Annotated in this window: 24 protein-coding genes and 1 riboswitch; of the genes, 7 read left to right on the top strand and 17 right to left on the bottom strand. The window is 66.3% G+C overall.

Features of this window, described 5'->3' with window-relative positions:
• Window positions 1-141 precede the first annotated feature (141 nt).
• The 4 genes from KBW98_RS20245 to KBW98_RS20230 form a co-directional block, all read right to left on the bottom strand.
• Window positions 142-2,460 (bottom strand): UvrD-helicase domain-containing protein, encoded by a 2,319-nt coding sequence (locus KBW98_RS20245; RefSeq protein WP_211521972.1) that lies wholly within the window; start codon window positions 2,458-2,460, stop codon window positions 142-144.
• Window positions 2,461-2,521: 61 nt separating this feature from the next.
• Window positions 2,522-2,761 (bottom strand): hypothetical protein, encoded by a 240-nt coding sequence (locus KBW98_RS20240; protein ID WP_211521971.1) that lies wholly within the window; start codon window positions 2,759-2,761, stop codon window positions 2,522-2,524.
• A complete protein-coding gene (locus KBW98_RS20235) occupies window positions 2,758-2,934 on the bottom strand; it encodes a hypothetical protein (RefSeq protein ID WP_211521970.1) in 177 nt (58 codons plus the stop codon). Before KBW98_RS20235 ends, KBW98_RS20240 begins: the two co-directional genes overlap by 4 nt.
• A gap of 84 nt (window positions 2,935-3,018) precedes the next feature.
• Entirely contained in the window at window positions 3,019-3,426 is a 408-nt protein-coding gene (locus KBW98_RS20230; RefSeq protein WP_211521969.1) for a GFA family protein, read from the bottom strand.
• A 247-nt stretch (window positions 3,427-3,673) separates the two neighbouring features.
• Between KBW98_RS20230 and KBW98_RS20225 the strand changes: the two genes are divergently transcribed.
• On the top strand, window positions 3,674-4,219 hold the full coding sequence (locus tag KBW98_RS20225; protein ID WP_211521968.1) for an SRPBCC family protein: 546 nt from the start codon (window positions 3,674-3,676) through the stop codon (window positions 4,217-4,219).
• Between the two features lie 87 nt (window positions 4,220-4,306).
• On the opposite strand, the gene KBW98_RS20220 is transcribed toward KBW98_RS20225, so the two are convergent.
• From KBW98_RS20220 to KBW98_RS20210, 3 genes are all read right to left on the bottom strand, one after another.
• Window positions 4,307-6,124: a M56 family metallopeptidase gene (locus KBW98_RS20220; protein ID WP_211521967.1), complete on the bottom strand. Its 1,818-nt coding sequence runs from the start codon at window positions 6,122-6,124 to the stop codon at window positions 4,307-4,309.
• Between the two features lie 215 nt (window positions 6,125-6,339).
• Window positions 6,340-7,446, bottom strand: coding sequence for an S-(hydroxymethyl)glutathione dehydrogenase/class III alcohol dehydrogenase (locus KBW98_RS20215; RefSeq protein ID WP_211521966.1), 1,107 nt, complete (start codon window positions 7,444-7,446; stop codon window positions 6,340-6,342).
• 120 nt (window positions 7,447-7,566) lie between these two features.
• Window positions 7,567-8,205, bottom strand: a complete 639-nt coding sequence (locus KBW98_RS20210; RefSeq protein ID WP_211521965.1) for an ANTAR domain-containing response regulator — start codon at window positions 8,203-8,205, stop codon at window positions 7,567-7,569.
• Window positions 8,206-8,470: 265 nt separating this feature from the next.
• Here KBW98_RS20210 and KBW98_RS20205 point away from each other — a divergent pair, with 265 nt between their 5' ends.
• The gene (locus KBW98_RS20205; RefSeq protein ID WP_211521964.1) at window positions 8,471-10,036 is read left to right on the top strand and encodes a S8 family serine peptidase; all 1,566 of its coding nucleotides are present in this window, start codon (window positions 8,471-8,473) and stop codon (window positions 10,034-10,036) included.
• Between the two features lie 236 nt (window positions 10,037-10,272).
• Window positions 10,273-11,841: a S8 family serine peptidase gene (locus tag KBW98_RS20200; protein ID WP_211521963.1), complete on the top strand. Its 1,569-nt coding sequence runs from the start codon at window positions 10,273-10,275 to the stop codon at window positions 11,839-11,841.
• Between the two features lie 54 nt (window positions 11,842-11,895).
• Here KBW98_RS20200 and KBW98_RS20195 read toward each other — a convergent pair whose 3' ends face one another.
• Genes KBW98_RS20195 through thiC form a run of 7 tightly spaced genes read right to left on the bottom strand, consistent with a single transcriptional unit; the run spans window position 11,896 to window position 17,490 of the window.
• A complete protein-coding gene (locus KBW98_RS20195; RefSeq protein WP_229429319.1) occupies window positions 11,896-12,417 on the bottom strand; it encodes a GNAT family N-acetyltransferase in 522 nt (173 codons plus the stop codon).
• Between the two features lie 39 nt (window positions 12,418-12,456).
• The gene (locus KBW98_RS20190; protein ID WP_211521962.1) at window positions 12,457-13,167 is read right to left on the bottom strand and encodes an ion channel; all 711 of its coding nucleotides are present in this window, start codon (window positions 13,165-13,167) and stop codon (window positions 12,457-12,459) included.
• A 41-nt stretch (window positions 13,168-13,208) separates the two neighbouring features.
• Window positions 13,209-13,832, bottom strand: a complete 624-nt coding sequence (gene thiE / locus KBW98_RS20185) for a thiamine phosphate synthase (RefSeq protein ID WP_211521961.1) — start codon at window positions 13,830-13,832, stop codon at window positions 13,209-13,211.
• 10 nt (window positions 13,833-13,842) lie between these two features.
• Window positions 13,843-14,586, bottom strand: a complete 744-nt coding sequence (locus KBW98_RS20180; protein WP_211521960.1) for a bifunctional hydroxymethylpyrimidine kinase/phosphomethylpyrimidine kinase — start codon at window positions 14,584-14,586, stop codon at window positions 13,843-13,845.
• Window positions 14,583-15,389, bottom strand: a complete 807-nt coding sequence (locus KBW98_RS20175; protein WP_211521959.1) for a thiazole synthase — start codon at window positions 15,387-15,389, stop codon at window positions 14,583-14,585. The genes KBW98_RS20180 and KBW98_RS20175 overlap by 4 nt, the downstream gene beginning before the upstream one ends.
• A 13-nt stretch (window positions 15,390-15,402) precedes the next feature.
• Window positions 15,403-15,606: a sulfur carrier protein ThiS gene (gene thiS, locus KBW98_RS20170; protein WP_211521958.1), complete on the bottom strand. Its 204-nt coding sequence runs from the start codon at window positions 15,604-15,606 to the stop codon at window positions 15,403-15,405.
• A 3-nt stretch (window positions 15,607-15,609) separates the two neighbouring features.
• Complete coding sequence (gene thiC / locus KBW98_RS20165; protein WP_211521957.1) at window positions 15,610-17,490, bottom strand: phosphomethylpyrimidine synthase ThiC; 1,881 nt, start codon at window positions 17,488-17,490, stop codon at window positions 15,610-15,612.
• A gap of 84 nt (window positions 17,491-17,574) precedes the next feature.
• A riboswitch (TPP riboswitch) is annotated at window positions 17,575-17,680 on the bottom strand.
• A gap of 80 nt (window positions 17,681-17,760) precedes the next feature.
• Here thiC and KBW98_RS20160 point away from each other — a divergent pair.
• Window positions 17,761-20,571, top strand: a complete 2,811-nt coding sequence (locus tag KBW98_RS20160) for a valine--tRNA ligase (protein WP_211521956.1) — start codon at window positions 17,761-17,763, stop codon at window positions 20,569-20,571.
• A 106-nt stretch (window positions 20,572-20,677) separates the two neighbouring features.
• Here the strand turns inward: KBW98_RS20160 and KBW98_RS20155 are convergent, their stop codons facing one another.
• Window positions 20,678-21,700: an MBL fold metallo-hydrolase gene (locus tag KBW98_RS20155; protein WP_211521955.1), complete on the bottom strand. Its 1,023-nt coding sequence runs from the start codon at window positions 21,698-21,700 to the stop codon at window positions 20,678-20,680.
• 127 nt (window positions 21,701-21,827) lie between these two features.
• Here KBW98_RS20155 and KBW98_RS20150 point away from each other — a divergent pair, with 127 nt between their 5' ends.
• Window positions 21,828-22,445 (top strand): TetR/AcrR family transcriptional regulator, encoded by a 618-nt coding sequence (locus tag KBW98_RS20150; protein ID WP_211521954.1) that lies wholly within the window; start codon window positions 21,828-21,830, stop codon window positions 22,443-22,445.
• On the opposite strand, the gene KBW98_RS20145 is transcribed toward KBW98_RS20150, so the two are convergent.
• Window positions 22,421-23,275 carry a class D beta-lactamase gene (locus tag KBW98_RS20145; protein ID WP_211521953.1) on the bottom strand — a complete coding sequence of 285 codons (855 nt, stop codon included), beginning with the start codon at window positions 23,273-23,275 and terminating at the stop codon, window positions 22,421-22,423. The genes KBW98_RS20150 and KBW98_RS20145 overlap by 25 nt on opposite strands.
• A gap of 13 nt (window positions 23,276-23,288) precedes the next feature.
• Window positions 23,289-23,729, bottom strand: a complete 441-nt coding sequence (locus KBW98_RS20140; protein ID WP_211521952.1) for a DUF2214 family protein — start codon at window positions 23,727-23,729, stop codon at window positions 23,289-23,291.
• A 158-nt stretch (window positions 23,730-23,887) separates the two neighbouring features.
• Between KBW98_RS20140 and KBW98_RS20135 the strand changes: the two genes are divergently transcribed.
• Both KBW98_RS20135 and KBW98_RS20130 read left to right on the top strand, forming a co-directional pair.
• On the top strand, window positions 23,888-24,085 hold the full coding sequence (locus KBW98_RS20135; protein WP_211521951.1) for a hypothetical protein: 198 nt from the start codon (window positions 23,888-23,890) through the stop codon (window positions 24,083-24,085).
• Window positions 24,086-24,193: 108 nt separating this feature from the next.
• Window positions 24,194-24,640, top strand: a complete 447-nt coding sequence (locus KBW98_RS20130; RefSeq protein WP_211521950.1) for a DUF2147 domain-containing protein — start codon at window positions 24,194-24,196, stop codon at window positions 24,638-24,640.
• The last annotated feature ends 86 nt before the right edge of the window (window positions 24,641-24,726 follow it).

The following is a 24,726-nucleotide window of genomic DNA, read 5'->3' as shown; positions in this document are numbered from 1 at the left end:
GTGTTTTTCTCCCCACTGGGGGGGGGGGGCCCCCCCCCCCCCCCCGGGGATCGTTGGCGTGGACAAACCGCGCACGGGCCGATCATCGCCGGTTGAACGCGTCGGCGGCAGAGCCGCCAACCCTACGTCATTACGCCGCAGTTAACGCGACAGCCGCTCCAGCTTCGCCACCGACAAATCCAGCACCTTCATCCCCGCCGCGCCGAAGTTGATCTGCGCGCGCGCCGCGCCCGCCCCGCCTTCGATATTCACGATCACGCCCTCGCCGAACTTGGCGTGCGCCACCGCTTCGCCCACGCGCCAGCCGCTGCCGCCGCCGTTGGCGGACTTCTGGGTGATCTGCTGCGCGATCCGGTTGTCGGTGCCGTTGCGGAATTCCGCGTCGTCCCAGGCCGTGGTCGACTTGCGGCCGGCGAACCAGTTGGTCTGCACGCGCGGCGACAGCCACTTGAGCGACTCTTCCGGCAGCTCTTCCAGGAAGCGCGACTTCATGTTGAAGCGGGTCTGGCCATGCAGCATGCGCTGCTGGGTGAAACTGATGTACAGGCGGCGGCGCGCGCGCGTGATCGCCACGTACATCAGGCGCCGCTCCTCGTCCAGGCCGTCGGTCTCGCGGGCGCTGCTCTCGTGCGGGAACAGGCCCTCCTCCAGGCCGGTGATGAAGACGGCGTCGAATTCCAGCCCCTTGGCCGAGTGCACCGTCATCAGCTGCAGCGCGTCCTGGCCGGCCTGGGCCTGGGCGTCGCCCGCCTCCAGCGAGGCGTGGGTCAGGAAGGCCGATAGCGGCGACATCACGGTGGGCAGGGGCGCGCCGCCGTCCAGCACCTCGATGCCGTCCTGGTCGAGCAGGGCTTCGCCGGCCTGCGCCTGGGCCGGCGGGCCGAGGTGGGCCGGGGCCTGGACGCCGAAACCTTCTTCCTGCACGAACTGGGTGGCCGCGTTGACCATCTGCTCCAGGTTCTCGATGCGGTCGGCGCCTTCTTTCTCGTTCTGGTAATGCTGCAGCAGGCCGCTGCGCTCGAGCACCACGCGCACCAGTTCCGGCAGCGCCAGCTGCTGGGTCTCGAAGCGCGCCGATTCCACCAGCTTGACGAAATTGCCGAGCGAAGTGCCGGCCTTGCCGGTCATGTAGGGCACCGCCGCGTACAGCGAGATGCCGTAGGTGTCGGCCGCCATCTGCAGCTGCTCGATCGAGCGCACGCCGATGCCGCGCGTGGGGAAGTTCACGACCCGAAGGAAGGCCGAGTCGTTGTGCGGATTGTCCATCAGCTGCAGGTAGGCGATGGCGTGCTTGACCTCGGCGCGCTGGAAGTAGCGCAGGCCGCCGTACACGGTGTAGGGCAGGCCGGCCGCGAACAGCGCGTGCTCGATCACGCGGCTCTGCGCGTTGGAGCGGTACAGGATGGCGATCTCGCTGCGCGGCATGCCGGCCGACATCAGGCTCTTGGCTTCCTCGATGATCCACTGCGCTTCTTCCAGGTCGGACGAGGCTTCGTAGACGCGCACCTGCTCGCCCTGGCCCGCGTCGGTGCGCAGGTTCTTGCCCAGGCGCTTGGCGTTGTTGGCGATCAGGTAGTTGGCGCTGTCCAGGATGTGGCCGTGCGAGCGGTAGTTCTGCTCCAGCTTGATCAGGTTCTGGACCTGGAAATCGCGCTCGAAGGCGGTCATGTTGCCGACGTTGGCGCCGCGGAAGGCATAGATGCTCTGGTCGTCGTCGCCCACGGCGAACAGCGCGCCGCCGCCGCTCTCGCCCTGCCCCGCCAGCAGCTTGAGCAGGTTGTATTGCAGGTCGTTGGTATCCTGGAACTCGTCCACCAGGATGTGGCGGAAGCGCATCTGGTAATGGTGGCGCAGCGGCGCGTTGCGCGCCAGCAGTTCGTAGGAACGCAGCAGCAGCTCGGCGAAGTCGACCACGCCCTCGCGCTGGCATTGCTGGTCGTAGAGCTCGTACAGCTCGACCATGCGGCGCTCGATCGGGTCGTAGGCTTCCATCTGGCCGGCGCGCAGGCCCTGCTCCTTCGCGTTGTTGATGAAGTACATCAGGTTCTTGGCCGGATACTTCTCGTCGTCGACGTTATGGGCCTTGAGCATGCGCTTGATGAGCGACAACTGGTCTTGCGAGTCGAGGATCTGGAAGGTCTGGGGCAGCGCCGCGTCGCGGTAGTGGGTACGCAGCAGGCGGTTGCACAGACCGTGGAAGGTGCCGATCCACATGCCGCGCGTATTGACGGGCAACATGGCGGACAGGCGGGTCAGCATCTCCTTGGCGGCCTTGTTCGTGAACGTGACCGCCATGATGCCGGCCGGCGAAACCTGGCCGGTCTGGACCAGCCAGGCGATGCGGGTGGTCAGCACGCGCGTCTTGCCGGAGCCGGCGCCGGCAAGGATCAGCGCACTCTGCGATGGCAGGGTGACGGCAGCGAGTTGTTCGGGATTGAGGTTATGGAGGAGATTCTGCATCCGCCCATTATACCGCCGGGTGTCTCCGCCGCCCGCCGCCGGCGCGCGGAAAAATCACCACTCAGCGGGCGATTTCCTTGACGATCATTGCCACATTAACACCGTCCGAGGTGCGCATCGCGATGCGCTGCCCGAGCGAGCCGACCAGCACCGGCGCGGCCAGGGTGGTGTCGCCGCTGCTGCTGATCTTGCCGTCCACGCGCACCGACTCGCCGCTGCTGCGCTGGATCGTGAATTCCATGCGCCAGGGCTTGCCCCCATGCTCGCCCGCCAGCGCGATACGCTCGCCCGGGTAGGTCACGAGGCGGGGGTCGACACCTCGCCGAACATGTCGAGGCGCAGCGCGACGTCGTACCTGGATCCCACCGCCGGCTGCGGCTGGCGTTCGGCGTGGGCGAAGCCCACGAAGCCGGCCGCGGTGGCGAACAGGGCAAGGGCGACACGGCGGCGCAGGGTGCTGGCGGACTTGGTCATCTGGATTCCTCGGCAAGGATGAGTGGAAGCCCATCCTTGCACCGTCCGGCCGGAAACGCAATGCGCGGCGCATGAACGCCAGGCTTATCCGTCCTTCCCGGCCGAACGCGTGCTTGGGTATTCCGGCAGGCTGTCGTGCATCTTCATCCAGCCGAGGCGGCTGCGCACGAAGGTGTGGTCGGCGGGGGGAACCTGCTCCGGGTCGTCGAGGGTGGCGGTGGCGATGTCGATCTCATCCGGCCAGCGGCTGTCGTGGAAGCTCAGCGTGGTGCCGCAGGCAGAACAGAAACTGCGCTCGATGCCGGCGCTCGACGCGAAGCGCGCGGGCGTGCCGGTCCAGTGGAGGTCGGCGAAGCGGACGCTGAACCAGGCCAGTGCCGGCGCACCGGATACCTTGCGGCAATCGGTGCAATGGCACAGGGTGCTGTTGAAGGGTGCGCCCCGCGCATCGTAGCGTACTGCTCCGCAATAACATCCGCCCTGCAAGCCCATACAGCCTCCTTGCCTCGGAAAAACAAGCTCATCCATATGAAGGCGCCGGCCCGCGACCCCAGCCTTTCGCGCGCCGCCCGATTGTCTTTTCGCTTATTTTAGCCAGAGATTCGCGACAGATCGCGTGGCCCGTCGGAGCAAGTACCTAGTAATTTGTGAAGCCGAAGCCGGCTGACCGCATGACACAAGCACGGGCCAATTCACGAACGCATGCGGCGCCGCTTCCCTGCCCTAAGGAGATCAGAAAATGCTGAATCGCGTGGTTACTGTCGCCGCCCTCGCAGTGGGTGGCATGATGCTGTCGAAACAACTGAAGAAAAACAAGGGCTATGGCGCCAGCTCGTCGATCGTCGAGACGATCGAGGTGAACGTGCCGGTCCGCACCGCCTACAACCAGTGGACCCAGTTCGAGGACTTCCCGCAATTCATGAAGAGCGTGAAGGAAATCCGCCAGCTGGACGACAAGCACCTGCACTGGCGCGCGAACGTGGCCGGCGAAGAGAAGGAATGGGATGCCGAGATCACCGAGCAGATCCCGGACCAGCGCATCGCCTGGCGCAGCGTCACCGGCGTGAAGAACGGTGGCGTGGTGACTTTCCACAAGATTTCGGACACCTGCACCCGCATCGCGCTGCAGATGGATTACGAGCCGGAAGGCGCGCTGGAATCGATCGGCGATGCGTTCGGCGCGGTGCGCATGGAGGCGCGTGCGAACCTGTCGAACTTCAAGGAACTGCTCGAGAAGCGCGGTTCGGAGACGGGGGCGTGGCGTGGGAAGATCAGCCAGCACTGATCGTTTTTTCCTGATGAAAAACGCCACTTTTGGGTGGCGTTTTTTTGTTATGTGGTGTGCTTGTAAACTTGCACACCCGTAGCGCCATCACCTGGCCGCCACCGGCGTCCCCTCCCCCGGCACCGGCTTCGCCAGCCCCTTCGCCTTCGCATCGCGAATCAAGCCGCGCACCGTCTGGTCCGCCGCCTTGCTCTCGCGTTCCATGTCCTTGCCCAGCGCGCCCATGCGCTTGCCCAGGGCGTCCATCGGCTTGCCGGCTTCCTTCATCTGCTTGCCGAGCGCTTCCATTTCCGCATGGGCCTTGCGCATCTGCGGCGAATTATGGGCCTGTTCCATGCGCTTGCCGGCCGCTTCCATGCGCTTGCCCGCCTCTTCCATGCGGCGCCCGATGCGCTCGCGCTCGTCGTCGTCGCGGGCGGCGGCCAGTTCGCGGCCCAGGGTTTCCATCTGCTCGCCCAGGGCCCGCATGCCTTCCTCGATCTCGCGCAGCTCGCGCTTGTTGGCGACCGGCTGGATGCCGCTCGAGGCCTGCTCCATCTGGCGGCCCAGGACTTCCATCTTCTTGCCGTGCTTGTCCATTTCCTTGCCGTAGACGTCCATCTGCTTGCCCAGGCGGTCCACCGGGGCCCAGGCGGCATTGACCTTGGCCATCAGCTCGCGGTCCTGGATGTAATAGGAACGGCCGTTCTCGCGGAACCAGACGAATTCGCCATCGATCGCGCTGCGCGCGGCCTTGACGTCGTCCCAGTCGTCGCTGCTGCCGCTGATGTTGAAGCCGCCATCGTTGGCGCGCACCACGGCATAGGGTTCGTCGCGCGCCGCTTCGCGCACCACGCGGTGCTCGCGGTGTTCGCTGCGCGCGGGGGCTTCGGCCTGGGGCGCGGCTTGCGCTGCGGCGTGGGCCGGCGCGGCCCAGGAATACAGCGCGGCGCAGGTGGCCAGGCCGAGGATGGGCAGGGCCAGTTTCCAGTTGAGTGGTTCGGCTTCCGGACGAACCAGGCGTTTGATGCGAGACATGAGATCTCCTCCGTGTGCCCCAGGGGCAAGTTGCGGGGTGAACTGGAACAGGTCCAGTTCGGACAATGCAAGTGCCAGGCGCCGCGGTTCGCCGAGCTCGCTTGCGGCTAAATCATCTGCAATCTGTTCGCGCTCGCTGCGGATCCGCTGCGACAGCCACCACACCGCGGGGTGGTAGAACAGCAGGATCTCGATCGCGCTCTGGATCAAATTCACCAGGTAGTCGAAGCGCCGCACGTGGGCCAGCTCGTGCGCCAGCAGCGCTTCGAGCAGCTGCGGCGGCATGCCCGTCGCCAGCGAGGCCGGCACCAGCACCAGCGGGCGCCACCAGCCGGCCGTCACGGGGCTGTCCAGGTCGTCCACCAGCCCGAGTGTGACGCGGCGCGCGATGCCGAAGCGGCGCGCCAGCTCGTCCAGCCTTGCCTGCCAGTAGGGATCGCTGCGGTAATGCCCGGGCTTGCTGCGCCGGCGCACCCAGAGCAGGCCGGCAGCCATGCGCAGCGCCAGCAGCCCCGCCCCGCAGGCCCAGAACAGCACCACCAGCGGCAGCCGCGCCTGCAGTGCGCTTTCCCAGCCGGCAAGCTTGTCCGGATCGAGCGTCACGACGGACATTTGCGGCACGGAGGCGTCGACCGCGGCCAGGGTCGCCAGCGGCAGCATGGTGGTCGTGGTGTCGGCGTCGAGGATGCGCTGCACGGTGCCGCCCAGCGGCAGGGCCGCGCACAGCAGCAAGGCCGCGCAGGCGACGGCATAGCGCACCTGCGGCCGGGCTCTGCGCAGCAGGGCCAACGCGAGCGCCGCCACCCAGGCCACCAGCACACCCTGCCACACGAAATCCAGCAAGGCCCAGGCCAGGCTGCTCGCCACCAACGCCAGCGTCTCGCTCATCGCTTCTCCTTTACGTTGAAACTAGAATAATTTGTCTAGATTATTTTGTCTAGAACTTTTTTTCTACATTGAGCCGTGCGTAGTCCGGCCATGGGAACACTGTAGGGATGGGGAGATGCGGACGCCATCGCGATGCGACAGGCGGTCGAAAATGCGGAACAGGACGGAGAGGGACAAGCTGCGCGGCGAGCGCCGCGCAGGCAGGGAGAAATGGATCAGTACACCACGACCGAGCGGATCGACTCGCCCGATTTCATCAGGTCGAAACCTTCGTTGATGCGCTCGAGCGGCAGGTGGTGGGTGATCAGGTCGTCGATGTTGATCTTGTTTTCCATGTACCAGTCGACGATGCGCGGCACGTCGGTGCGGCCGCGGGCGCCGCCGAAGGCCGAACCCTTCCACACCCGGCCGGTCACCAGCTGGAACGGACGGGTCGAGATTTCCTGGCCGGCCGCCGCCACGCCGATGATGATCGACTGGCCCCAGCCCTTGTGGCAGCATTCCAGCGCCTGGCGCATGGTGTTGACGTTGCCCACGCACTCGAAGCTGTAGTCGGCGCCGCCGTCGGTCAGCTGGACGATGGTGTCGACCACGTTCTCGACCTTGGTCGGGTTGATGAAGTGGGTCATGCCGAACTTGCGCGCCATGGCTTCGCGTTCCGGGTTCAGGTCGACGCCGATGATCTTGTCGGCGCCCACCATCTTCGCCGCCTGGATCACGTTCAGGCCGATGCCGCCCAGGCCGAACACCACCACGTTGGCGCCCGCCTCCACCTTGGCGGTGAAGATCACGGCGCCGATGCCGGTGGTCACGCCGCAGCCGATGTAGCAGATCTTGTCGAAGGGCGCGTCGGAGCGCACCTTGGCCAGCGCGATTTCCGGCACCACGATGTAGTTCGAGAAGGTCGACGTCCCCATGTAGTGATAGATCGGCTTGCCGTCCAGCGAGAAACGGGAGGTGGCGTCCGGCATCAGGCCGCGGCCTTGCGTCGAGCGGATCGCCTGGCACAGGTTGGTCTTCTGCGACAGGCAGAACTTGCACTGGCGGCATTCCGGCGTGTACAGCGGAATGACGTGGTCGTCCTTCTTCAGGCTGGTGACGCCGGGACCGACGTCGACCACCACACCCGCGCCCTCATGGCCGAGGATGGCGGGGAAGATGCCTTCCGGATCGGCGCCCGACAGGGTGTAGTAATCGGTGTGGCAAATGCCCGTGGCCTTGACTTCGACCAGCACCTCGCCGGCGCGCGGGCCGTCGAGCTCGACTTCTTCGATCGTGAGCGGATGCCCCGCCTTCCATGCAATGGCTGCCTTGGTTTTCATGTTCCCTTCCCGTGACTCAAGCGTGGATACATGGTGCGACTTGTCGAACCATAAAGTTGGACATGATAACAAGCCTTGAGCCCGGACGTGCATGGCGCACGCCCGCCGGGAACGCCGTATTTACTTGTTCCGCAGCCGTTCCACGATGGCGCCGTGCAGCGCGTTCATGGTTTCCTCGGCCGCCAGGATCTGCTCGGCGACCTCGCCCAGCTTGCGCCGCTGCGAACGCGCCTGGTCGCGCAGCACGTCGAAGGCAAGCTGGCGGTCGATCCGGAAGCGCGCCATCAGCACGCCGACGGCGATGCTGGTTTCGCGGCCGGCCGCGAGCGCCGAACTCAGGCTGGTTTCGCTGCGCCGCAGGCGCCGGATGTCGTCGCCGCGCGCCAGCGCCGCCTCGAGGGCGGCCAGCAGGCGCGGCGCATCGACCGGCTTGACGACGTAGCCGACCGCGCCCGCCTCCGCCGCCGCGCGCGCCGATGCGGCGTCGTCGTTGGCGGACAGGAACATGAAGGGGATCTCGGTTTCTTCGCGCAGCAGGCGCGCCAGGTCCAGGCCGGACATGCCGGGCATGGAGATGTCGAGCATGGCCAGGGCCACGTCGCGGCCGCGTTCCTCGATCGCACGCAGCGCCTGCGCCGAGGTGCCGGCCTCGATGGTGTCATGGCCCGCGTGGCGCAGCACCTCGCCCAGGTATTCGCGCAACAGCGCGTCGTCGTCGACGACCAGCACCAGGCGGCGCGCAGTAGCCGGGGATTCCATGCTTCCTCCTGAGGTGAAGGCCGGCCCGGATGGGCTGCAGCCATTGGCAAAAAGGATAGCATGCAGCACAAAACTTGCGTTAGATCAACAGTGCGTTACATCTGTGTCACTTTTCATACACGCACGATTGAAATCTTGATTGCTTGAATAGAACTTTTCGAAATACACTGGATTTACCACGTGTGCATACATTAGTGGAGACAACAGAGCCGCAGCCACGAGCTGCGGCCATAATTTATAAGCAGTATCTATACGGAGAAGATTCATGGTAAGCAAAAATACTCGCGCATCGAAATCCCTGAGCATCTGCCTCACCGCCCTGGTCGCAGCCGGCGTCTTCGGCAACGCTCAAGCGGCAGCTCCTGATACCACCCGCGTCATCGTCGCCTTCAAACCGGGCGCGGCCGCCAAGATGAAGTCGGCTGTCGCCGCTGCCAAGGGTTCCGTCAAGCACGAAATCTTCGGCATGAACGCCATGGCCATCGAAGTGCCGGCCGTCGCCCTGAAAGGCCTGGAGAACAATCCGAACGTCGAGTACGTCGAAGAAGACGTGGTGCGCCGTCCTTTCGCACTGACCAGCCCGTCGACCGGCACCCCGTATGCGTCCGGGCAGCTGGTGCCTTACGGCATCAAGCAAGTGCAGGCCGACCTGCTGTCGGATGCCAACACTGCGAACCGTAAGGTCTGCATCATCGACTCGGGCTACGACCGCAGCCATGAAGACCTCTCCGCCAACAGCGTCACCGGCGAATACGACGCCGGCACCGGCTGGTGGTACACCGACGAAAACCACCACGGCACCCACGTGGCCGGCACCATCGCCGCCGTCAACAACAGCGGCGTGGGCGTGGTTGGCGTCAACGCGAACAAGCTGCTGAAGCTGCACATCGTCAAGGTGTTCGGCGCCGACGGCTGGGCTTACTCCTCGACCCTGGCTTCGGCCGCCAACAAGTGCGGCGCAGCCGGCGCGAACGTGATCTCGATGTCGCTGGGCGGCGGCCGCAAGAGCACCACCGAGCAGAAGGCCTTCGACACCCTGTACGCGAAAGGCGTGCTGAACATCGCTGCCGCCGGCAACGACGGCAACACCGTGGTCTCCTACCCGGCCGGCTACACCAGCGTCGTGATGGTCGGCGCGGTCGACGAGAACAAGCAGTGGGCCGACTTCTCGCAGTACAACAGCAAGGTCGAGCTGGCCGGTCCTGGCGTCGGCGTGCTGTCGACCGTCCCGATGGGCGGCGGCAGCGAAGGCGTCCTGAGCGTCGGCGGCGTCAACTACACCGCAGGCTCGATGGAAGGCTCGCCGGTCAAGACCGCGACCGCCGCCCTGGCCGACTTCGGCATCGGCGACGCCGTCAACAGCGCCGTGTCGGGCAAGATCTGCCTGATCCAGCGCGGCAGCGTGGACTTCGCCGTCAAGGTCACCAACTGCCAGAAGAGCGGCGGCGTGGGCGCGATCGTGTACAACAACGTGGCAGGCGCCTTCGGCGGCACCCTGGGCACCACCGTGACCACCATCCCGTCGGTCACCGCGACCGACACCGATGGCGCGGCGATGAAGGGCCAGCTCGGCCAGAGCGCGACCGTGGGCGTGAAGGCCACCAACTACGCCTACTACGACGGCACCTCGATGGCGACCCCGCACGTGTCGGCCGTCGCCGCCCTGGTGTGGAGCTACTTCCCGACCTGTACCGCTGCACAGATGCGCGCTTCGCTGACCAAGAGCGCGCAAGACCTGGGCACCGCCGGCCGCGACACCAAGTACGGCTTCGGTCTGGTCCAGGCAAAAGCCGCTCACGACCGCATCAAATCGCTGGGCTGCGGCAACTAATCCTTGCCTGCACTGAAAAAAGGACGCTTCGGCGTCCTTTTTTTTGTTCCTCGTTCTCTTGAGAAACGAATCATTCCTGCTGAGTCTGTTTTCGTTCACACAATTGATGACCTATTTGCCTTGCATGAAGTTTTCGAAATACACTGGATCGATCACATGTGCATACATGTGACTGGAGACAACATCCCCGTGGCGATGGCTGCGGACAACCATAAGCATTCATACGGAGAAGATTCATGGCACGCAAAGACACTCGCGCATCGAAAGCACTGAGCATCTGCCTTACCGCCCTGGTCGGCGCCGGCGTAGTCGGCCACGCCCAGGCCGCGGCGCCCGATACCACCCGCGTCATCGTGGCCTTCAAACCGGGCGCGGCCGCAAAAATGAAGTCCGCCGTCAGCGTCGCCAAGGGCGCCGTCAAGCATGAAATCTTCGGCATGAATGCCATGGCCATCGAAGTGCCGGCCGTGGCCCTGAAAGGCCTGGAAAACAACCCCAACGTCGAATACATCGAAGAGGACGTGGTGCGCCGTCCCTTCGCCCTGACCAGCCCCTCGACCGGCACGCCGTATGCGTCCGGCCAGCTGGTCCCCTATGGCATCAAGCAAGTGCAGGCCGACCTGCTGCCCGACACCAACGCCGGCCTCCGTAAGGTCTGCATCATCGACTCCGGCTACGACATCAAGCACGAGGACCTGTCGGCCAACAGCGTCACCGGCGACAACGACCCGAACGGCACCGGCGCCTGGAGCACCGACGAGAACCACCACGGCACCCACGTGGCGGGCACCATCGCCGCGATCAACAACAGCGGCACCGGCGTGGTCGGCGTCGCCCCGAACAAGCGCCTCAAGCTGCACATCGTGAAGGTGTTCGACGCCGAAGGCTGGGCCTACTCCTCCACCCTGGCCTCGGCCGCCAACAAGTGCGGCGCCGCCGGCGCCAACGTGATCAGCATGTCCTTGGGCGGCGGCCGCAAGAGCACCACCGAGCAGAAGGCCTTCGACGCCCTGTACGCCAAGGGCGTGCTGAACGTCGCCGCGGCCGGCAACGACGGCAACCGCGTGGTGTCCTACCCGGCCGGCTACAGCAGCGTGGTGATGGTCGGCGCCGTGGACGAGAGCAAGGCCTGGGCCGACTTCTCGCAATACAACAGCAAGGTCGAACTGGCCGGTCCTGGCGTCGGCGTGCTGTCGACCGTGCCGATGGGCGGCGGCACCGAAGGCGCGATCAGCGTGGGCGGCGTGGCCTACACGGCGGGCGCCATGGAAGGCTCGCCGGTCAAGAGCGCGAGCGGCGCCCTGGCCGACTTCGGCATCGGCGATAAGGTCAACAGCGCGATGGCGGGCAAGGTCTGCCTGATCCAGCGCGGCTCGATCGACTTCGCGGTCAAGGTGCAGAACTGCCAGACCAGCGGCGGCGTGGGCGCGATCGTGTACAACAACGTGGCCGGCGCCTTCGGCGGCACCCTGGGCACCACCGTGACCAGCATCCCGTCGGTCACCGCCACCGACACCGACGGCGCGGCGATGAAGGCCAAGCTGGGCCAGAGCGCGACCGTGACCGTGAAGGCGACCAACTACGCCTACTACGATGGCACCTCGATGGCGACGCCGCACGTATCGGCCGTGGCGGCGCTGGTGTGGAGCTACAACACGAACTGCACCGCGGCGCAGATCCGTACGACGCTCAACAACAGCGCGCTGGACCTGGGCGTGGCCGGACGCGATACCAAGTTCGGTTACGGCCTGGTGCAGGCGAAGGCCGCCTATGACCGCCTGATGCAGCTGGGCTGCGGCAAGTAAGCCGGGGCTCCCTGCCCGGAAAAAAAGGACGCCTCGGCGTCCTTTTTGTATTCTTCAGGGTGCGAGCTCCAGCACCATCCTCTGTTCGACCAGTTCCGACCCCGGCCGCATCGGCTCGCGCACGCCGGCGTCGCGAAAGCCCGCCCGTTCATACAAGGCCAGGGCCGCCGCATTCCCGCACTCGACACCCAGGCGCATCGCACGCGCCCCGCGCCCGCGCGCCCAGGCGATGGCGGCGTCGAGCAGGGCCGCGGCCACGCGCCGTCCACGCGCCTCGGGCGCCACCCACATCTGGAACAGGTTCACCAGCAGGGGATCGTCGCCGTCGACCTTGGCCCAGGCCAGCCCGACCAGCTGCCCGTCCAGCTCGGCCGCCAGCGGGCAGTCGATGCCCGAGACCTCGGACCGCGCCAGCCGCCCCGACCAGGTATCGTCCGGATAGGCCTGCTCCGCCGCCAGGGTGCTGCCGAAGGCGTCGGGCGCATCGCCCAGCGAGCGCAGGCGGATGGCGCGGTAGGCCGGCCATTCGTGGGCCTGGAAACGGCGGATGAGGAGCGTTGCGGAAGGCATGTCCATGGAAGCGGGTGAACGAATGGAAAAGCCTATTCTAAACTGTCAATCCTGCTCCCAGGAATCACCTCCCCTGCGCTCGCGGCGCCGGGCGATCTTACTCTGGGTCGTGAAGCCGATCAGGCGCGCCACCACCGCCGCCAGGTACATCAGCCCGACCAGCATTTCGACGCTGGCCAGTGCCCGCGCATGCGGCGTAAGGGGAATCACGTCGCCGATGCCGGTGCTCGACAGGAGGGCGAAGCTGAGGTAATTCAGTTCGCTCCAGCTGCGCGGCGCGGCGGCGTTGACGGCGGCGACAAAGGTGCCGGGTTGCAATTCCTGCACCAGGATGTACAGGTGGGTGAAACCCCAGGCCAGCAGGGTGAAGGTGGCGGCCGCCGCGAACAGCTCGTCGGTGGTGGCGCGCTGGTCTTCCATCATGTAGGCGACCAGGCTGAGCGCCGCATAGAAATAGAACAGGGCCTCCAGCGCCGAGGACCAGGGCAGCAGCACGCGCAGGTCGAACAGCGACTGCAGCACCAGCAGGATGATGATCGGCACCGCCAGCGCCACGCTGATCCAGGTTTCGCCGGGCGTGCGCCGCACCATGCGGATGGTGAAGGCCAGTACCACGATGCCGAAGGCGTTGAAGGCGACATGGCTTTCCGGCGTCCGCTCGATGAAGGGATACAGGAGCATCCCGGCCAGCTGGACCAGCAGCAGGATCGCGGACGGATGTCCGCGGGTATGGATGAACAGGCGCGTATGTCGCATGGCGTGGTGCAAGCGGAAGTCTGGATGCGCCTATTGTAGGTTCAGCGCGGCTGGAACAGTGTCCCGAATGCGCGCGCCGCCTCGCCGGTCGCGCCCAGGTCGCCGTCGCCGTAGACGCTGGTGATCGCCGCCACCATGTCCGCGCCGCGCGCCACCAGCGGCGCCGCGTTGGCGGGCGTCATGCCGCCGATGACCACGATCGGCACGCCGATCTGCGCGCGTGCGCGGCCGAGCAGTTCGGGCGGCGTGACGAAGCTGTATTTCTTCACCGGGGACGGGTAGAAACCGCCGAAGGCGACGTAGCTGGCGCCCGCCTCCTGGGCGGCCAGCGCCAGGTCGAGCTCTCCGTAGCAGGAGGCGCCGACGATCTTGTCCCGTCCGAGCAGCGCGCGCGCCTGCGCCACCGCCAGGTCGGTGTGTCCCACATGCACGCCGTCGGCGTCGATGTCGCGGCACAGGTCGATGTGGTCGTTGACGACCAGCTGGCGGCCGCGCCGGCGGCACAGGGCCAGCAGCGCCTGCGCCTGCTCGAGACGCAGCGCGGGACTGGCGTCCTTGTGGCGGTACTGCACCAGGCCGGCGCCGGCCGCGAGTGCGGCATCGGTGGCGGCCAGCAGCCGTTCGGTGTCATCCCAGTTGGGGGTGACCAGGTATAAGCCTCGCATACATATCCTTTCAGGTGGCGTGGAGGATGCGGCGCGGAATCCGCTGGCCCGGCGCGATCGCGAAGGCCTGGTCCAGGGTGCGGTAGGTATAGGCCTGGGCCCGCGCCAGGGCAGTCTCCATCTCGTCGCCCAGGGCCAGGCGCGCCGCGATGGCGGCGGCCAGGGTGCAGCCGCTGCCGTGGTATTCATGGGGCAGGCGCGGCCAGCCCCAGGTGCGGACGTCGGCGCCGCCGCGCAGCCAGCGGTTGACCACCAGGTTGCCGTCCGTATGGCCGCCGGTCACCAGCACGTGCTCGCAGGGCAGTTCGCCCAGGACCGCCGCTTCCGGAAGGTTGGGCACCACGATGGTGGCCAGCGCCAGCAGCTCGCGCAAGGCGGCGGCCGGGTCGCCCTTGCCCAGCGCCTGGCCCTGGCCGCTGGCCAGCACCGGGTCGAGCACCACCGGCAGGCCGGGATGGCGCTCGCGCAGCCGCCGCACCACCACCGCGACCGCCTCGGCATTGGCCGCGCTGCCGGGAATGCCGATCTTGACCGCGTCGATCCAGCAGGCCTTGAGCAGGGGCTCGGCCTGGCGCAGCACCATGCTGCTGGCCACCGGCTCGGCCTCGAACACGCGGTTGTTGTCCTGGACGGTCAGGGTGGTGGCCACCGGCAGCGCATGCGCGCCCTGGGCGGCAATGGCCAGGATGTCGGCCGCCAGTCCCGCCCCGCCGCCGGGATCGAGCCCGGCGAACACCAGTACGTTGGCGCTCACGGGGTGATCTTCCCTTCGGCCGGCGACGAGGGCGAAGCGGCGAAGCGCTTCGGCATGCGGCCCGCCAGGAAAGCTTCGCGCCCGGCCAGCACCGCGTGCTTCATGGCGCGCGCCATGCGCACCGGGTCCGTCGCCGCGGCGATCGCGGTGTTCATCAGGACGCCGTCGCAGCCCAGCTCCATGGCGATCGCCGCGTCCGAGGCCGTGCCCACGCCGGCGTCGACCAGCACCGGCACCGTGGCCTGCTCGATCACCAGGCGCAGGTTCCACGGATTCAGGATGCCCATGCCCGAGCCGATCAGCGAGGCCAGCGGCATCACCGCCACGCAGCCGATCTCCTGCAGGATGCGCGCCTGGATCGGGTCGTCGCTGCAATAGACCATGACGTCGAAGCCGTCCTTGACCAGGGTCTCGGCCGCCTTCAGGGTTTCCGGCATGTGCGGGAACAGGGTCTTCTCGTCGCCCAGCACTTCCAGCTTGACCAGCTTGTGGCCATTCAGCAGTTCGCGCGCCATCTGCAGCGTGTAGACCGCGTCCTTGGCGGTGTAGCAGCCGGCCGTATTCGGCAGGATGGTGAATCTTGATGCCGGCAGCACGTCCAGCAGGCTGGGCGCGTTCGGATCCTGGCCGATGTTCACGCGGCGGATCGCCACGGTGACGATCTCGGCCCCGGCTGCCATGGTGGCCTCGCGGGTCTGGTCCAGGTCGCGGTATTTGCCGCTGCCCACCAGCAGGCGCGAGCTGTAGCTGCGGCCCGCGATGGTGAGTACGTCGTCGTTCTTCATGTCGGTCATTGCGTTCATTGTTGGTCTCCTCTCAGCCGCCACCGATGGCGCGCACGATATCCACTTTGTCCCGGGCCGCCAGGCGGCGCTGCGGCCACTGCGGGCGCGGCACCACTTCGCGGTTGACGGCCAGGGCGATGCCCTGCCCGGCCAGCCCGAGCTCGGCCACCAGTTCCTGCAGCGACTGCTCTTCGGGCACGCTCCAGGGTTTGCCGTTCACGATAATCTCCAGCATGGCTCATACCTCGCGGTAGAGCTGGGCGCCGTTGCGCACGAACTCGATCGCCTTCTCTTCCATGCCCCTGGCCGCGTACTCGCGCACTTCCTGGGTGATCTTCATCGAGCAGAAGTGCGGGCCGCACATCGAGCAGAAGTGCGCCACCTTGGCCGAATCCTTGGGCAGGGTCTCGTCGTGGAATTCGCGCGCCTTGTCCGGGTCCAGGCCCAGGTTGAACTGGTCTTCCCAGCGGAACTCGAAGCGCGCCTTGGAAAGCGCGTTGTCGCGCAGCTGGGCGCCCGGGTGGCCCTTGGCCAAATCCGCCGCGTGGGCGGCTATCTTGTAGGTGATGATGCCGTCCTTGACGTCGTTCTTGTCGGGCAGGCCCAGGTGCTCCTTGGGCGTCACGTAGCACAGCATGGCGGTGCCGTACCAGCCGATGTTGGCGGCGCCGATGCCCGAGGTGATGTGGTCGTAGCCGGGCGCGATGTCGGTGGTCAGCGGGCCCAGGGTGTAGAACGGCGCCTCGTGGCACTGCTCCAGCTGCAGGTCCATGTTCTCCTTGATGAGATGCAGCGGCACGTGGCCCGGCCCCTCGATGATGGTCTGGACGTCGTGCTTCCACGCCACCTGGGTCAGCTCGCCCAGGGTCTTGAGCTCGGACAGCTGGGCTTCGTCGTTGGCATCGTAGATCGAGCCGGGACGCAGGCCGTCGCCGAGGCTGAAGGACACGTCGTAGGCCTTCATGATCTCGCAGATGTCCTCGAAGTGCGTGTAGAGGAAGGATTCCTTGTGGTGGGCCAGGCACCACTTGGCCATGATCGAGCCGCCGCGCGAGACGATGCCGGTCAGGCGGTTGGCCGTCATCGGAACGTAGCGCAGCAGCACGCCGGCGTGGATGGTGAAGTAGTCGACGCCCTGCTCCGCCTGCTCGATCAGGGTGTCGCGGAAGATCTCCCAGGTGAGGTCCTCGGCCTTGCCGTTGACCTTTTCCAGCGCTTGGTAGATCGGCACGGTGCCGATCGGGACCGGGCTGTTACGGATGATCCATTCGCGCGTCTCGTGGATGTGCTTGCCGGTGGAGAGGTCCATCACCGTGTCTGCGCCCCAGCGGATGGCCCAGGTCATCTTTTCCACTTCCTCGCCGATCGAGGAGGTCACTGCCGAATTGCCGATGTTGGCGTTGACCTTCACCAGGAAGTTGCGGCCGATGATCATCGGCTCGACTTCCGGGTGGTTGATATTGGCCGGGATGACGGCGCGGCCGCGCGCCACTTCGCTGCGCACGAATTCCGGCGTGATCTCGTCGGGGATGCAGGCGCCGAAGGACTGGCCCGGGTGCTGGCGGCCGAGCAGGTCCGCCACACGTTTCCCCATCGGGCCGGAGGCGTGCAGGGAAGCGATGTATTCCTTGCGGCGCATGTTCTCGCGCAGGGCGATGAATTCCATCTCCGGCGTGACGATCCCCTGGCGCGCGTAGTGCATCTGGGTGACGTTTTTTCCAGCGCGGGCGCGGCGCGGGGTGCGCTGCAGCGAGAAGCGCAAGGGCTCGAGCGCCGGGTCGGCCAGGCGCGCCTGGCCGTACAGCGAGCTCGGGCCGTTCAATTCCTCGGTGTCGCCGCGCTCCTCGATCCACGGTGCGCGCGGCGTGCCCAGGCCGCTGCGGATGTCGATCGCGGCCGCCGGGTCGGTATAGGGACCGGAGGTGTCGTAGACGTAGAGCGGCGGGTTCGGCTCGCCGCCGAAGCTGGCCGGCGTGGGCGACTGGCTGATCTCGCGCATCGGCACGCGGATGTCGGGCCGGCTGCCTTCGATGTAGACCTTGCGGGAATTCGGGAGGGGAGCGATCGCCGCCTGGTCCACCTGGGCGGTGGCGGAATCGAATTTTAACGGTGCGTTCATGTGGCTCCTTTGCTGCGTTTGCTCTCAGGAGCCAGCAAAGGAGTGTGCCAGGATGCGCGGGCGCGGCACGGACGTGCGGCGCTGCGGCGATGCTGACTGCTTCCCTTCGCTGGCATTATCCAGATCAGGTTCGGAGGGTATTTCTCACCCGCGTGTCGATTTGCGACAGGCAGGACCCCTAGCGTGTGCCACCTTGCGGTGGACGGGCCGAATTATAGCCGCTTCTACTCTATAATGGTTCTTTTCGCAAAATCTTTACGCCACCACATCATGGAACTAGCCAAGTCTTTCGAGCCAGCGGACATTGAACAATACTGGCGCGCCGAATGGGAAAAGCGCGGTTACTTCACCGCGAGCATGGACGAGGGCAAGCCGTCGTTCAGCATCCAGCTGCCGCCGCCGAACGTCACCGGCACCCTGCACATGGGCCACGCGTTCAACCAGACCGTCATGGACGGCCTGACCCGTTACTACCGCATGCGCGGCTATAACACCGCCTGGGTGCCGGGCACCGACCACGCCGGCATCGCGACCCAGATCGTGGTCGAGCGCCAGCTCGACGCCCAGAAGATCTCGCGCCACGACCTTGGCCGCGACGCCTTCCTCGAGAAGGTCTGGGAGTGGAAGGAAAAGTCGGGCAACACCATCACCGGCCAGATGCGCCGCCTGGGCGCCTCCGCCGACTGGACTCGCGAATACTTCACGATGGACGAGACCCGCTCCAAGACCGTGGTCGAAGTCTTCGTGCGCCTGTTCGAGCAAGGCCTGATCTACCGCGGCAAGCGCCTGGTCAACTGGGACCCGGTGCTGGGCACCGCGGTCTCGGACCTGGAAGTCGACTCGCAGGAAGAAGACGGCTCGATGTGGTACATCAATTATCCGCTGGCCGACGGCTCGGGGCAGCTGACGGTCGCCACCACCCGTCCCGAGACCATGCTGGGCGACGTCGCGGTCGCGGTCGACCCGACCGACGAGCGCTACCTGCACCTGCACGGCAAGATGCTGACCCTGCCGCTCACCGGCCGCCAGATCCCGGTGATCGCCGACAGCTACGTCGACAAGGAATTCGGCACCGGCTGCGTGAAGATCACCCCGGCCCACGACTTCAACGACTACGCCGTCGGCCAGCGCGCCAAGCTCGAGCCGATCAACATCTTCACCCTGGACGCCAAGATCAACGAGAACGGCCCGGCCCAGTACCAGGGCCTGGACCGCTTCGCCGCGCGCAAGCAGATCGTCGCCGACCTGGAAGCGCAAGGCCTGCTGGCCGAGGTCAAGCCGCACAAGCTGATGGTGCCGCGCGGCGACCGTACCGGCGTCGTGATCGAACCGATGCTGACCGACCAGTGGTTCGTCGCCATGAGCAAGCCGGCCCCGGAAGGCACCTTCAACCCGGGCAAGTCGATCACCGACGTGGCCCTGGAAAAAGTCGCCAGCGGCGAGATCAAGTTCGTGCCGGAGAACTGGACCACCACCTATAACCAGTGGCTGGGCAACATCCAGGACTGGTGCATCTCGCGCCAGCTGTGGTGGGGCCACCGTATCCCGGCCTGGTACGACGACGCCGGCAATATCGTGGTCGCGCGCGATGAAGAAGAAGCCAAGGCCAAGGCGCTTGCTGCAGGCATCACGGGCGAGCTGCGCCGCGACGACGACGTGCTCGACACCTGGTTCTCGTCGGCCCTGGTGCCCTTCTCGACCATGGGCTGGCCGGAAGAAACGCCGGACATGAAGATGTTCCTGCCGTCCTCGGTGCTGGTGACCGGCTTCGACATCATCTTCTTCTGGGTGGCGCGCATGGTCATGATGACCGCCCACTTCACCGGCAAGGTGCCGTTCGAGACCGTTTACGTGCACGGCCTGGTGCGCGACTCGCAGGGCCAGAAGATGTCCAAGTCGAAGGGCAATACCCTCGACCCGATCGACCTGATCGACGGCATCGACGTCGAGACCCTGGTTGCCAAGCGCACCACCGGCCTGATGGACCCGCGCGCCGCGGAGAAGATCGGCAAGGCCACCCGCAAGGAGTTCCCGGAAGGGATCCCGGCCTTCGGCACCGACGCCGTGCGCTTCACCATGGCCAGCTACGCTTCGCTGGGCCGCAACATCAACTTCGATCTCGGCCGCTGCGAGGGCTACCGCAACTTCTGCAACAAGCTGTGGAACGCCACCCGCTTTGTGATGATGAACACGGAAGGCAAGGACTGCGGCAAGCCTGAAGAGGCGGACCTGTCGCAGGCCGACCGCTGGATCGTCTCCTTGATGAACCGCGTCGAGCTGGAAGTGGCGAAAGGCTTCGCCGACTACCGCTTCGACAACATCGCCAGCAGCATCTACAAGTTCGTGTGGGACGAGTACTGCGACTGGTACCTGGAAGTGGCCAAGGTCCAGGTCCAGCAGGGCACGGAAGCGCAGCAGCGCGCCACCCGCCACACCCTGCTGCGCGTGCTGGAAGTGATCCTGCGCCTGGCGCACCCGATCATCCCGTTCGTGACCGAGGCGCTGTGGCAGGCGATCGCGCCGCTGGCCGGCAAGGGCGCGGGCGAGAATCGCGACAGCATCATGCTGCAGCCCTACCCGCTGGCCGACACCTCCTGCGTGAGCGAGGAAGCGGAAGCCTGGATGGACCAGCTCAAGGCCCTGACCGACGCCACCCGCAACCTGCGCGGCGAGATGTCCTTGTCGCCGTCGGTGCGCGTGCCCCTGTTCCTGGAGCCGGGCAATGCCGAGGACCGCGCCCGCATGGCGGTGTTCGCTCCCTACATCCAGACGCTGGGCAAGCTGCAGGAAGTGCAGATCGTCGACGCGCTGCCGGATTCGCCGGCCGCCGTGTCGATCGTCGGCACCACCAAGCTGATGCTCAAGGTCGAGATCGACGTCGCCGCCGAGCGCGAGCGCCTGTCGAAAGAGATCGCGCGCGTGCAGGGCGAGATCGCCAAGGCCAACGGCAAGCTGTCGAACGAGAGCTTTGTCGCGCGCGCGCCGGCGGCGGTGGTCGCGCAGGAGCAGGAACGCGTGGCGAACTTCTCGGCCACCCTGGCCAAGATGGAAGAACAGCTGGCCAAGCTGCCGGCTGCCTGATACGCAGAGCGACGCAATGAAAAACGCGTCGCATGTGGCTAATGGTGTTCAAGTTAGCTGAACACCATCAGGCCCGTGTGGGCGCGTTTTTCAATGAAGGCAGGGCCTACTTCAGGCTCTTCCACCACGCATGCCCCGCATGCGGCTGCTTCAGGTCGATCGCTTCCCCCATCTCCGGCGTGGTCAGCGCCACGCCCTGCTCCGCCGCCAGCGCCGCGATACGGTCGAAAGGCTCCTGCCAGCGATGCAGGCCCAGGTCGAAGGTGCCGTTGTGCACCGGCAGCAGCCACTTCCCTTTCACGTCCAGGAAAGCCTGCAGGGTTTCCTCCGGCTGCATGTGCACGTCCGGCCACTGCTTGTCATAGGCGCCGGTTTCCATGAGGGCCACATCGAAGGGACCATATTTGGCGCCGATCTCCTTGAAGCCGTCGAAATAGCCGGTATCGCCGCTGAAGAACACGCGCAGGTCCTGGTGCAGGATCACCCACGATGCCCACAGGGTCGAATTGCCGTCGTTCAGGCCGCGCCCCGAGAAGTGCCGGGCCGGGGTGGCCACGAAGCGCACACCACCCACTTCCGTGCCCTGCCACCAGTCGAACTGCTTCACCTTCGCACGCTCCACGCCCCAGCCGACCAGGCGCTCGCCCACGCCCAGCGGGGTCAGGAAAACCGTGGTCTTGGCGGCCAGCGCCATGATGGCGGCGTGGTCCAGGTGGTCGTAGTGGTCGTGCGACAGGATCACCGCCTTGATCGGCGGCAGGTCGGCGATGCCGATCGGCGGCGCGTGGAAGCGCGCCGGCCCGGCCCATTGCACCGGCGAGGCGCGCTCGGAGAACACCGGGTCGGTCAGGTAGAATTCGCCGCCCAGCTTGACCAGCATGGTCGAATGGCCCAGGCGGTACAGGGTGTTGTCGGGCGCCGCCAGCAGCGCCTCCCGGCTCAGGCTGCGCACCGGCACGGGCTGGCGCGGCACGGTGCCGCTCGGCTTGTCGAACAGGAAGGTCCACCACAGGCCCGCCATCTCGCCGAAGCTGGCCTTGCGCATGGGAACGGGGTTGCGGAATTTTCCGTCCTGGAATTGGGGCGAGCTGTAGGCGACGGCGGCCGGGGCGAGGCTGCAGTAGGTCATGGTCGATACCAATCCGATGAAAAGAAGGGCGAGGAGGAAGCGCATGGCTTGTATTTACGCAAAATGTACACTACACAGTGTAGTTTATCGATTAGGGAAAGTAAACCACTGAGTGTAAAATTTGCGCATGAACGCTCCTACCCGCCTTACCGACCGCAAGCGCAGCGCCATCCTGGCCGCCGCGGCCGAGCAGTTCCGCCAGCATGGCTACGAGACCGCCAGCGTGGACGGCATCGCCGCGCTGGCGCAGGTGTCGAAGCGCACCGTGTACAACCACTTCCCCAGCAAGGAAGTGCTGTTCGCGGCGACGATCACGCAGATGTTCGAATCCAGCGTAGGGATGCTGGAGCTGGGCTACCGCAGCGACCGCGGCCTGCGCGAGCAGCTCACCGAACTGATGCGCCTGAAGATGCGTTCGCTGGACGATCCGGACTTCATCGCGCTGGCGCGCGTGGCGGTCGGCGAGGCGATCCACGCGCCGGAGCGCGCCCTGCCCGTGCTGTGCCGCCTGGGCGAGCGCGAGGAAGGCGTGACGGCCTGGATCCGCGCGGCCCAGGCCGACGGCAAGCTCAAGCCGGGCGATCCGGCCTTCGCCGCCACCCTGCTGCAAGGCCAAGTGAAAACCTTCGCCTTCTGGCCCCAGATCGCCATGGGCGCCCCGCGCCTGGCGCCCGAGGAGCAGGAACGGGTGATCGAGGCCGCCGTGACGATGTTCCTGGCTTATTTCGCCGCTGCGACCGACTGAGGCTGCGCCGGCAACAATCCATGGTCGCGCAGCACCGCCTTGACGATGGCCATGCGCGCACCGGCATCCTGGGGGCGCGCGATATCGAGGTTCAGCGCGAAGAAGTGAACCTCGCCCTTGCGTTCCAGGTAACCCACCAGCCAGCCGAGCTGGGGCTGCCCTTCCTCGCCCAGGCCCGCCCAGCCGCTCTTGCCGCTCAGGCGGTAGTCCGGCGTCTCTTCCAGCACCAGCATCTCCTTGGCCAGCCGCGTCGTGCGCGCCGATACGCCGAGCTTCTCGAAGTAGAAGCGGCGCAGGAAGGCGGCCTGCTCGTCGGCCGAGATGCGCAGGCCGCCGGTCAGCCAGAAGCGGTCGATGCCGCCGGAGAGGTCGCGGTTGCCGTAGCCGAAGCGGTCGACATAGGACTGCATCCGCGCCGGTCCTACGCGCCGCGCCACTTCCTGGTAATACCAGACCGCCGAATGCTTCAGCGCCGATTCCAGGGTATGGTCGCGGGCCCACGCGGCCGGCCACCAGGGCTGGCGCGGGGTGCGTACGCTATCCCAGGCAAGGCCGAAGTCCTTGCCCCCGGCGACGCCGCTCTCGAGGGCGACCAGGGTGTTGGGGATCTTGTAGGTCGAGGCGGGCAGGAAGCGCCGCGCCGCGCGGTCTGGCGCATGGCGGCGCAACTCGCCGCTTTGTCCGTCGAGCAGGACGAAGGTCCCTTCCACGCCCGCCTCGCGGAAGCGGGCGCCGATGTCTACTTCGGGTAAGGCAGCTTGGGCGGCTTGGGCGTATTGGACGGCAAGCAGGAGCAGGAGCGGCCCTACCGTGCGGGAGAAGGCATGCATGCGCTGCCTCCGCTCAGCTGAAGCTGCCGTAGCCGCGCGCCATGGCCGCCGCGAAGATAGGGAGCAAGGCGAACAGCGCCGCCTGGGCATGCAGGAAGCGCCGTACGCGCGCCACTTCGGCGTCATCCGGGCGATGGCTGGCGCGGCGCCAGCGGATGAACTGGATGGTGGGAGCCGCCGACAGCGCGCCGACCAGCGCGAAGCTTGCGATCTTGGCCCAGAAGAAGCCGTTGTGCGCGTAGTAGTCCCAGCCTTTGGCCGCGAAGATCGCGCGCGCGAATCCAATGGCAATCATGGCCATGGCGAACAGGCCGTACAGGCGGTCGATGCGCGCGGCCTGGGCAACCTGGCCGGTCGTCATGCCCGGCTTGACGACCGTCAGTTCGATGGCCAGCACGCCGAACAGGGCGAACATTCCCAAGTGATGAAGGATGGCGAGCAGCAAATCGGTCATCGCGGTCTCCGGTATTAGCAACGTTGATCGGAACGCAATGATATGCCGGGATGCCGGGTGTCTCAACCATGCCGGGACCAGCACCCCGCACGGAGTGACGGCGCCTGAAACTTCATTTTCGGAAACGCGTATTGACGCAGCCGTGTTAGGATCGCGGGATGGACCGACGAACCGACTACAAGACCGCCCTGCTCATCGAGAACGTGATCCACGAAGCCGCCAGCAACGGGCGGCCGACCGTGGCGCGCGAGCTGGCCGGCATGGGTGTGCCGCTCGAAGTCACCCTGCGCGTGCTGACCCGGCCCGCCGAGCGCCGCAACCAGCTGCCGACCATCGACCTGCCCACCACCCCCTGAACCGAACGCCCGTCCAAAAATTGGAGGAAGTCCTCGGATTTCGCACACACCCGCCATGGATGGGGTTTGCTACACTGGGCAGCACCAACAACAACACTGGAGACCCAAATGCGACACCTGATGCGCGTCAGCCTGATTGCCGCCCTGCTCGCGATGCCTGCCGCCTGGGCGCAAAACGCTTCGCCGGTCGGCACCTGGAAAACCATCGATGACGAAACCGGCAAGCCGAAGGCCCTGGTCCGCATCACGGAAGAACAGGGCGTCCTGACCGGGCGTATCGAAAAGCTGTTCCGTCCCGCGAACGAAGACCAGAATCCGAAGTGCGTGAAGTGCGAAGGCGCGCTCAAGGACCAGCCGATGATCGGCCTGACCATCCTCTCGGGCCTCAAGAAGGACGGCAACGAGTACACCGGCGGCGAGATCCTCGATCCGGCCAAGGGCAAGACCTACAAGAGCAAGGCCAGCCTGAAGGATGGCGGCAGCAAGCTCGAAGTGCGCGGCTACATCGGCGCGCCGATGTTCGGCCGCTCCCAGACCTGGGTGCGCGAGCAGTAAGAATGATGAAGCGGCCCGAGCGGCCGCTTTTTCGTAGGGTTTGGGGGGGGCGCCGCCCCCCCCCCCCGCCCCGCGGGCGGGCCGCG

This window comes from Massilia sp. ST3 (genome assembly GCF_018119405.1).
Classification (GTDB): domain Bacteria; phylum Pseudomonadota; class Gammaproteobacteria; order Burkholderiales; family Burkholderiaceae_D; genus Telluria.
The sequence above is the reverse complement of the archived record's forward strand: the minus strand, read 5'-3'. Positions and strand labels throughout refer to the sequence as shown.

Bases quoted from the DNA above. Each gene is read 5' to 3' on its own strand.
- KBW98_RS20195 (WP_229429319.1), bottom strand. From the start codon at position 12,417: ATGGACATGCCTTCCGCAACGCTCCTCATCCGCCGTTTCCAGGCCCAC.
- KBW98_RS20245 (WP_211521972.1), bottom strand. From the start codon at position 2,460: ATGCAGAATCTCCTCCATAACCTCAATCCCGAACAACTCGCTGCCGTC.
- thiC (WP_211521957.1), bottom strand. From the start codon at position 17,490: ATGAACGCACCGTTAAAATTCGATTCCGCCACCGCCCAGGTGGACCAG.
- KBW98_RS20225 (WP_211521968.1), top strand. From the start codon at position 3,674: ATGCTGAATCGCGTGGTTACTGTCGCCGCCCTCGCAGTGGGTGGCATG.
- KBW98_RS20135 (WP_211521951.1), top strand. From the start codon at position 23,888: ATGGACCGACGAACCGACTACAAGACCGCCCTGCTCATCGAGAACGTG.
- KBW98_RS20130 (WP_211521950.1), top strand. From the start codon at position 24,194: ATGCGACACCTGATGCGCGTCAGCCTGATTGCCGCCCTGCTCGCGATG.
- KBW98_RS20145 (WP_211521953.1), bottom strand. From the start codon at position 23,275: ATGCATGCCTTCTCCCGCACGGTAGGGCCGCTCCTGCTCCTGCTTGCC.
- KBW98_RS20215 (WP_211521966.1), bottom strand. From the start codon at position 7,446: ATGAAAACCAAGGCAGCCATTGCATGGAAGGCGGGGCATCCGCTCACG.
- KBW98_RS20230 (WP_211521969.1), bottom strand. From the start codon at position 3,426: ATGGGCTTGCAGGGCGGATGTTATTGCGGAGCAGTACGCTACGATGCG.
- thiS (WP_211521958.1), bottom strand. From the start codon at position 15,606: ATGCTGGAGATTATCGTGAACGGCAAACCCTGGAGCGTGCCCGAAGAG.
- KBW98_RS20190 (WP_211521962.1), bottom strand. From the start codon at position 13,167: ATGCGACATACGCGCCTGTTCATCCATACCCGCGGACATCCGTCCGCG.
- KBW98_RS20200 (WP_211521963.1), top strand. From the start codon at position 10,273: ATGGCACGCAAAGACACTCGCGCATCGAAAGCACTGAGCATCTGCCTT.
- KBW98_RS20150 (WP_211521954.1), top strand. From the start codon at position 21,828: ATGAACGCTCCTACCCGCCTTACCGACCGCAAGCGCAGCGCCATCCTG.
- KBW98_RS20160 (WP_211521956.1), top strand. From the start codon at position 17,761: ATGGAACTAGCCAAGTCTTTCGAGCCAGCGGACATTGAACAATACTGG.
- KBW98_RS20205 (WP_211521964.1), top strand. From the start codon at position 8,471: ATGGTAAGCAAAAATACTCGCGCATCGAAATCCCTGAGCATCTGCCTC.
- KBW98_RS20155 (WP_211521955.1), bottom strand. From the start codon at position 21,700: ATGACCTACTGCAGCCTCGCCCCGGCCGCCGTCGCCTACAGCTCGCCC.
- KBW98_RS20235 (WP_211521970.1), bottom strand. From the start codon at position 2,934: ATGACCAAGTCCGCCAGCACCCTGCGCCGCCGTGTCGCCCTTGCCCTG.
- KBW98_RS20140 (WP_211521952.1), bottom strand. From the start codon at position 23,729: ATGACCGATTTGCTGCTCGCCATCCTTCATCACTTGGGAATGTTCGCC.
- KBW98_RS20210 (WP_211521965.1), bottom strand. From the start codon at position 8,205: ATGGAATCCCCGGCTACTGCGCGCCGCCTGGTGCTGGTCGTCGACGAC.
- thiE (WP_211521961.1), bottom strand. From the start codon at position 13,832: ATGCGAGGCTTATACCTGGTCACCCCCAACTGGGATGACACCGAACGG.
- KBW98_RS20175 (WP_211521959.1), bottom strand. From the start codon at position 15,389: ATGAACGCAATGACCGACATGAAGAACGACGACGTACTCACCATCGCG.
- KBW98_RS20220 (WP_211521967.1), bottom strand. From the start codon at position 6,124: ATGAGCGAGACGCTGGCGTTGGTGGCGAGCAGCCTGGCCTGGGCCTTG.